At 74.3% G+C, this 6,021-nt stretch carries 7 protein-coding genes; 1 reads left to right on the forward strand and 6 read right to left on the reverse strand.

Going from position 1 to position 6,021, the window contains the following annotated elements; translation table 11 throughout:
- The 5 genes from GKQ77_RS25705 to GKQ77_RS25725 form a co-directional block, all read right to left on the reverse strand.
- Positions 1-1,029, reverse strand: a 1,029-nt coding sequence (locus GKQ77_RS25705; RefSeq protein WP_219691318.1) for an FAD-dependent oxidoreductase, incomplete at its 3' end; no start/stop codon positions are given.
- Positions 1,030-1,093: 64 nt separating this feature from the next.
- Positions 1,094-1,759: a TetR/AcrR family transcriptional regulator gene (locus GKQ77_RS25710; RefSeq protein ID WP_219691319.1), complete on the reverse strand. Its 666-nt coding sequence runs from the start codon at positions 1,757-1,759 to the stop codon at positions 1,094-1,096.
- A gap of 152 nt (positions 1,760-1,911) precedes the next feature.
- Positions 1,912-2,607 carry an HAD family hydrolase gene (locus tag GKQ77_RS25715; RefSeq protein WP_219691320.1) on the reverse strand — a complete coding sequence of 232 codons (696 nt, stop codon included), beginning with the start codon at positions 2,605-2,607 and terminating at the stop codon, positions 1,912-1,914.
- Positions 2,604-3,326 carry a phosphatase PAP2 family protein gene (locus GKQ77_RS25720; RefSeq protein WP_219691321.1) on the reverse strand — a complete coding sequence of 241 codons (723 nt, stop codon included), beginning with the start codon at positions 3,324-3,326 and terminating at the stop codon, positions 2,604-2,606. Before GKQ77_RS25720 ends, GKQ77_RS25715 begins: the two co-directional genes overlap by 4 nt.
- An 89-nt stretch (positions 3,327-3,415) precedes the next feature.
- Positions 3,416-4,351 carry a M56 family metallopeptidase gene (locus tag GKQ77_RS25725; RefSeq protein ID WP_219691322.1) on the reverse strand — a complete coding sequence of 312 codons (936 nt, stop codon included), beginning with the start codon at positions 4,349-4,351 and terminating at the stop codon, positions 3,416-3,418.
- 201 nt (positions 4,352-4,552) lie between these two features.
- Between GKQ77_RS25725 and GKQ77_RS25730 the strand changes: the two genes are divergently transcribed.
- Complete coding sequence (locus tag GKQ77_RS25730) at positions 4,553-5,194, forward strand: HAD family hydrolase (RefSeq protein ID WP_219691323.1); 642 nt, start codon at positions 4,553-4,555, stop codon at positions 5,192-5,194.
- Positions 5,195-5,266: 72 nt separating this feature from the next.
- Here GKQ77_RS25730 and GKQ77_RS25735 read toward each other — a convergent pair whose 3' ends face one another.
- Entirely contained in the window at positions 5,267-5,833 is a 567-nt protein-coding gene (locus GKQ77_RS25735) for a DUF5134 domain-containing protein (protein WP_219691324.1), read from the reverse strand.
- Positions 5,834-6,021: the final 188 nt, after the last annotated feature.

Consider the following 6,021-nt stretch of genomic DNA (forward strand, 5'->3'; position numbering starts at 1 on the left):
GTGCGGCACCGTGCCCCGCTCCGCGTCGAACGGCAGCCCCGCGAGCGGCACCCCGCGATAGCCCACCGAGCGCAGGACCAGCTGGGCCGCAATGTCCTCGTACCGCCCCGAACCGCTCACCCCGCCCCGGCCGTCCGGCAGTGTGCGCTCGAACCGCACCCCGGCGACGCGGCCCGCCGCACCGGCCGTCAGGGCCACCGGGCGCAGGAAGAAGCGCAGCCGGATCCGCCGGGGCAGACCGGGCGAGGGACGCTCCGCCCAGCCGCGCAGCACCTCGATGTTGCGGCGGTTCGCGGCGGGCAGCCCGGACGGGTCGGCGTACGCGGGATCCAGCGCAAGCTCCGCCGGGTCCACGACGACCTCGGTGTCCGGCAGCGAGCCCAGCTCCCGCAGCTCCTTCGTGGTGAACCGCGCCTGCGAGGGCCCGCGCCGCCCCACCATGTGCACCTCGCGCACCCGGCTTCCCGCGAGGACGCCGAGCGCCGCGTCCGGCATGTCGGTGGGCAGCAGCTCGGCCACGCCACGGGCCAGGATGCGGGCGACGTCCACCGCCACGTTCCCCACGCCGATGACGACGGCCGACTCCACGCCCCGTACGAAACCGTCCTGCTCGAACCCGTCCGTCAACACGTCAGGATGCGCGCTGTACCAGGAGACGAACTCCGTCGCCGAATGGCTGCCCGGCAGATCCTCGCCCGGCACCCCGAGCCTGCGGTCCGCCGCCGCGCCCACGCAGTAGACCACCGCGTGGTACAGGCCGAGCAGCCGGGCCGGGGGCAGGGCGCCGGGACCGATCTCGACGGAGCCGAGGAAGCGCACGCGCTCGTGCTCCAGGACCGTACGCAGATTGTTCTGGAGCGACTTGATCTTCTCGTGGTCCGGCGCGACGCCGTAGCGCACGAGGCCGTACGGGCAGGGCAGCCGGTCGAGCACATCGACCCGCACCCCCGGCACCCGGTCCTGCTCGACGAGGGACTGCGCGGCATACACCCCACTGGGACCCGAACCGACGACGGCGACGTGCAGCACGGTGGTGCTCCCTCCGCGAGGCGACCCCGGGACGGTTTCAGGATCGCACCCGGGGTGCCCGCTGTCAGGGGGCCCGGCGGGCCTGTTCCCCGTCGGGCCGGCCTTCCGTGCCGGGAGCGGGCGGCGCACCGCAGGGCGGGACGCCGAGCCCCCAGTCCAGGCCGTACCGCTGGAAGAGTTCGGCTCGCAGCGTGGCGAGCGGCATCGGCGCGCCCGGGATGAGCAGGGCGAAGACCGCGCCCATGAGCAGAGCGCGCAGCAGCGGATAGTCCCTGTCGACGTCGCCCGATCCGTACCGCACGACGGTCTCGCGCAGGAGCTCGGCCAGTCGCCGCTGCTCGGGGCACTGCACGAAGCCCTCCGCCTGGAGGATCCCCGCCATGTGCGTGCGCATGAGCAGCGGCTCGTCGCGGGCCAGGCCCAGGATCGCGTCGATGGCCCGCGCAAGCCGCTCCGCGCCGGCCGCGCCGGTCTCGGGGACCGGCTCCCGCTCCAGGGCGGATTCCAGCGTGCGGTGCATCAGCCGGTGCACGGCCGACTGGAGGAGCTGACGCTTGCCGGGGAAGTAGTACGACACCAGACCGCGGGCCGCGCCCGCCCGGTCGGCGATGTCGCCGAGGGTCGTGGCCTCGTAGCCCCGCTCGCCCACCAGCTCGACCGTGGCCTGCAGCAGCCGCTCGCGGGAACGCCTGCGCAACTCTTCATTGACCGATGGGCTACGCGGGGACATTCTGTAACTCCTGCGTTGACTGGCTCTGAGCCAATATACTCAGTGAGTCCCGTACGGGGCCCTTCGCGGGGTCCCGCGTGGGTCGATCCTGCCTGGGGCAGGCAACACCGCGGGGGAGTGTTGCCTGCTCACAGGTGGTTCCACGGCCTGTCTCACCCGAGGAGGCCGAGCACCGGCCGCAGCGCGTCCGGGCGCCTGTCGGCCGGCAGATGGTCGACGAAGTGCAGCGCGCAGCCGAGCGCGGCCGCGCCGCCGTCGGCCCGCCGGTCGTCGCCGACCATCAGCGTGTCCCGGGGATCGAGGCCCAGCGCCTCGCAGGCCAGCGCGAACAGGCGCGGATCCGGCTTCTGGACGCCGTGTTCGTACGACAGGACGTACGCGTCGACGTACGCGTCGAGCCCATGGGCGCGGAAGACGGGCCGCAGGTCCCACCCGATGTTGCTGACCACCGCCACCCGCATACCCCGCTCGCGCAGCCCGGCCAGCACCTCCGCCGCGTCGCCGTACGGGCGCCAGGCCTCCGGGGTCATGTGCCGCTCGTACAGCGCGTCGTACAGCCGCGGGTCCGGCAGCGCCACCTCGCGGGCGGCCCCCGTGTACGCGGCCCGGTGCTGCTCGGCGCTGCGGTCGCGGTTCGCCCACAGCTCGGCGAGGTGCGCGGGCACCGTAACCGGCACGGCCCCGCCGGGCATCGCCCCCGCCCGCTCCAGACCTGCCGCCGCCCGTGCCAGCTCCCCGTCGGCGAGCGGCACCCCGAGCTCCCCGGCCACGGCGCGCAGCCAGGATTCGGTGGGTTCGATACGGAACAGGGTCCCGGAGAAGTCGAAGAGCACGCCCTTGATCGTCATGGGCTGGATTCTTCGGGCGGGGCCGACGGGCGGTCAAGGCCGCTCCCGGGGCGCCTGCCGGGCCCGTACGCGTACGTCGCGATGGCCAGCGCCACCGTCAGGGCACCGAGCAGCCAGCCGCCGAGGACGTCCGACGGCCAGTGGACGCCGAGCCAGACGCGGGTCGCTCCCACCCCGGCCACGGAGAGCGTGGCGAGGACCACGGCCACGCGCCACGGCACGGGGCCCACGCCGTACAGACGCAGCAGCCACAGGAGCAGTCCGCACACGACCGCCGCCGTCATCGCGTGACCTGAGGGGAACGCCGCGTAGTGCGCGAAGTCCACCGGGTCCTGCCACACCGGCCGGGGGCGGTCCACCGCCGCCTTGAGCGACTGCTGCAACACCGAGGCCACCAGGCAGGCGCCCGCGACCCAGAGCGCGAGCCAGCGGGCACCGCGCGCCATCAGCCAGATCACGACCACCGCGCACAGCGCCCGCATCGTCCACGGGTCCCACACCCAGTCGGTGAGGATCCGGCTGGCCCGGGTCATCTCCGGGTCGGCGAGCGCCCAGCGGTGCGTGGTGCGGGCGATGCCCTTGTCGAGCGAGATCAGCGGGCCCCACTCCAGCTCCACGAGGACGAGCAGCAGGAGGGACGGAACGCAGAACAGCGCCGCGGCGAGCGTGGCCCGGTAGGTGGGCGGTCGGGTCGGGGAGTCCAGTGACGGGGGGTGCATAAGGGGATCCTCGCCGACGGAACGGGATGGAAACCATCTCCGTGCCACGGCGCGGCGACACCGAGGCCGGTCCCAGGCGCGGAGCCCGTCTAACCCAGCGCGCGCAGGCCCGGTACGAAGGTGACCAGGACGGGGATCACCGGTACCAGCGCCGCGGTGGCCGTCAGGCGCAGTCTGCGGGCCGCGGTGAGGCGCGGGCGGGCGGAGAGCAGCCGGTGGACGCGGTGCGGGACGTGCGCCTGCGGGGTCGGGCAGGGGCCGAACACACCCCGGTCCTCGTTCAATTCGACCAAGGCGAGCGCGATCGTCAGCCGCCCGAAGCGGCGGGACGCCACATCGTCGGCGGCCAGCTCCACCAGGCGGTGCATCTGATCGCGGAACGCGGCGAAGACCCGTACCTGCGGGAACCCCGCGGCCAGCGCCCCCGAGCAGTGCAGGAGCCAGTCGTGCCGCGCCTGCGCGTGCCCCTGCTCGTGCGCGAGCACGGCGTCGAGCTGACGGCCCTTCAGGCGGCGCAACGCGGCTGTGGTGATGACCAGTTGGGGCGCCTGGCCCGGCAGCCACCAGGCGTCGGGCCGCTCGCCCTCCAGGACCACGAGCCGGTCGGCGCCCGGCTCCTCGCCGGGCAACAGCGGGGCGCGCAGGAGCAGTTCGGCCCGGCGCCCGGCCCGGCGGCTGCGCGTCAGGGCGATCTCCCGGGTCAGCATCGCCGCCGTCCACACTCCGCCGCAGGCCAGCACCACGGCGGTGGCCGCGGCCCAGGGGCCGGGTGCCTGGAGGGCGTAGGCCTCGACCACGGCGTGCGGCGCGGGCGCGAAGACATGGCCGCGCACGGCCTGCCACGCGGCGGCCGCGCTCAGCGTCATCGACAGCGCGCAGCAGAGCAGGACGCCCGCCACCACGCACTGCCAGGCCCATAGTGCGACCACCGGTTCGCGCTCCGGCCAGTCGGCCCGCGCGAGCATCCGCGGGGCGACGACTGCGGTCAGGGCGCACAGCAGCAGTAGTGCGACGGGGACCATCATGGCGCCCAGCCTATGAGGGCCGGGCCGCCGAGGGGTATGGGCTGCCTCCTCAAGTGATGGACGCCACGGCCGATGTGGGCACGCCGGGTGGGAAGCCGGCTGAAGGTACGGGCCCACGACACGGGCCCACGATCGGGTCGCTCTGTGCCGCCGCCGAGTGGCGGCCGCCTCGCGGGCCGGGGGACGCCGTAGTGTCGGACGATGATCGAGACCATCGTGTTCGACGTGGGGGAGACCCTCACCAAAGACGACCGCTACTGGGCAGCTTGGGCGGACTGGCTGAAGATGCCGCGGCACACCGTCTCCGCGCTGGTCGGCGCCGTCGTCGCACAGGGCGGGGACAGCATGGAAGCACTGCGGCTCATCAGCCCGGACATGGACATCGCCTCCGCCTACCACGCGCGCGAGACGGCGGGCCGCGGCGAGCACCTGGCCGAGAGCGACCTCTACCCCGATGTGCGGCCCGCCCTCGGCGGTCTGCACAAGCTCGGCGTCCGCGTCATCGTCGCGGGCAACGCGACCTCGCGCGCCGCGGAGCTCCTGCGCGACCTCGACCTGCCCGCCGACCTCGTCGTCACCTCGGGGGACTGGGGCGTCGCCAAGCCGGACCCGGCCTTCTTCACGCGGGTGCTCGAAGTGGCCCAGGCCGGTCCCCGCGAGACGCTGTACGTCGGCGACCACCCCGCTCACGACGTCTTCCCCGCCAAGCAGGCGGGGCTGCGCACCGCGCACATCCGCCGTGGCCCGTGGGGGCACCTGTGGGCGGACGACCCGGCCGTGGCCGAGGCGGCGGACTGGCAGATCGACAGCCTCACGGCGCTGGCCGCGCTGATCGGCCGCTGAGCCCTCGGCCGCTGAGGCCCCAATCACTGAGGCCCCGGCCGGGAGCGCGCGTCGAGGCCGCTCCGGCCCCGGTCAGAGTGTCAGGAGCATCGCCAGCATCCCGATCCCCATCGACAGCCTGCACGCCAGCGCCAGCTCGGGCCGGTCGCCCCAGCCGAGGGCGGGCGGGCCCCCGCTGCCGCCCCGGCCCGCCGCCACGGGCCCCGCCGGGGCCAGGCGCGCGCCGGCCCACAGGACGTATCCGGCGAAGTAGAGCAGGAGGGCGCCGGTCAGTACGGGCAGGCCCGCGCCCCCGTGACCCGCGTGGGCGCCGGGGGTCGTGATCATCGCGAGCGACATATAGACCATGGCGCACGCGCCGACGAGATGGTGCAGGTGATGACGGTTCGCGCGGGCCGTCCACAGCGCGTGCAGCGCGGCCGCCCCGAACACCGCGGCGTACCCGAGCCAGGCCCAGCGCGGCAGCGCGATCACCGCGGCGGGCACGGCCATCACCGCCATGCCGAACCCCATGAGCGCCTCGCCGCCCGCGGTGCGGCGCTGTTCCTCGATCCGGCTGCGCATCCGCAGCAGACAGTAGGCCCCGGTCGCCGCGCACAGCGCGACGAGCAGCCAGGCGGCCTGCGCCGGTCCGTGCACCGCGTACCTCCCCCTGTCGACGGTGTCGTCGGGTCGATGCCCAGGCTCGCGGAGCCGTACGCGAGCGCACGGGGGTGCACGGGGCGCACAGGGGGAGCGAGCTGCCGGGGCTGTGGAGCGGGGCGCTTCGCTCGGCCGGGCAGGTCTTTTTCTAGTAAAACACTTGCTAATGTTTTAGGTATGAGCAG

Origin of the sequence: Streptomyces anatolicus, from assembly GCF_019400875.1 — a bacterium.
Taxonomy (GTDB): domain Bacteria; phylum Actinomycetota; class Actinomycetes; order Streptomycetales; family Streptomycetaceae; genus Streptomyces; species Streptomyces anatolicus.